Origin of the sequence: Erysipelothrix aquatica (assembly GCF_009828775.2) — a bacterium.
GTDB lineage: Bacteria > Bacillota_I > Bacilli_A > Erysipelotrichales > Erysipelotrichaceae > Erysipelothrix > Erysipelothrix aquatica.
The window spans coordinates 1-1,495 of the sequence record NZ_WTSY02000087.1; the positions used below are offsets into that span (position 1 = coordinate 1).

At 35.9% G+C, this 1,495-nt stretch carries 1 protein-coding gene; it reads left to right on the forward strand.

Annotated elements, in window-relative coordinates:
- Window positions 1–132 precede the first annotated feature (132 nt).
- On the forward strand, window positions 133–1,482 hold the full coding sequence (locus tag GVV20_RS10555; RefSeq protein ID WP_250690216.1) for an ISL3 family transposase: 1,350 nt from the start codon (window positions 133–135) through the stop codon (window positions 1,480–1,482).
- Window positions 1,483–1,495: the final 13 nt, after the last annotated feature.

The following is a 1,495-nucleotide window of genomic DNA, read 5'->3' on the forward strand; positions in this document are numbered from 1 at the left end:
GGTTCTACATATTCTAGTGTTGGTGAGAAATCATCAACACTTTTTAATGCTTAATTTCGAACATAATAAAAGACATAGATGACAAACACGATATACTTAGGTTACTACACTCCAAGAAAGGTGCTAGAATCTATGTCCATCTCTAATTCTATACGACTTACACTTAATATAAAAGACCCAAATATAACTTTTGACACCAATTGTATTCATGAACTTCAAATAAAGGGTGTCCTCTCCCTTGTATATAGCGCAAAACTTTCACCTCCAACTCCAAACGCTTGTCCGCACTGTGGTGTTGTCAATCAAGACTTCTCAATCATCAAAAATGGATCAAAGTTTGTCACTGTTAAAATGCCACGAGTATCCAATCGGAGAACGTTTTTGCGCCTCAAAAAGCAACGTTACCTCTGTAAGCACTGTAATCATTCTTTTTCAGCTCAAACTCCACTTACTGAATATCGACATTCTATATCTAAGAATACCTATATGGCATCACTTTTAGATGCCAAGAATAAAATATCTATTAAAGATATATCCAGACGGCATGACATTTCTCACGGAACTTTAAATCATTGGATTCATCAATTGAACCAACACTTCAAGGTGAACCATAAGACTTTACCGAAACATCTCTCTTTTGATGAATTTTCATCCGTTAAGTCCGTTCATCATAAGATGTCCTTCATTTACATGGATGCATCCAATGGAAACGTATTAGATATCCTTCAAGACAGACGCTTAAGCTTCCTCAAGAGTTACTTCTTTCGATTCCCACTTGAGGTTAGAGAGCAGGTGGAAACAGTTTGCATCGATATGTACGAGCCCTACATCCAACTCATTCGGTCCTGTTTCCCCAACGCAAAAATCATTACAGATCGTTTCCATATCGTGCAGCATATTAATAGGGCTTTAAATTACACTCGAATACACGTCATGAAACACAATCCGAAATATTATGCCCGCCTTAAGCGATACTGGAAACTCATTCTCAAAGACGCTTCGAGTTTGGATCATCATCACTATCGGAAATTTACGGGATACAAGTACCTCATGACAGAATCACAAGTTATTGACGATTTATTAAGACTATCCCAGGAATTTGAAAGCACATACTGGCTTTGCCAACATTTAAAACAAGCTATTAAACATAAGAACACGACGTTATTATCAGATTTGATGAACCGACCAAATTCTCATGTCGCCGAATCAATGAAAGGTGTCTTAAAGACTTTTAAAAAACAAGAGAACTATATTATAAATGCATTAACATATCCATACTCAAACGGGAAACTAGAAGGAACGAACAATCTTATTAAAGTTATAAAACGCATCGCTTTTGGTTACCGAGATTTCCATAATTTCAGATCTAGAATTTTACTAATATCAAACACAATGATACACTTAGAAATAAAAAAACCATCATCATATTTCTATGACGATGGTACTGACTCTAAATATGTCGGACTATCTCACCAACACTAGATTATAAAGAGCC

Excerpts from the sequence above, each read along its gene's own strand:
- GVV20_RS10555 (WP_250690216.1), top strand. The coding sequence starts at position 133 with ATGTCCATCTCTAATTCTATACGACTTACACTTAATATAAAAGACCCA.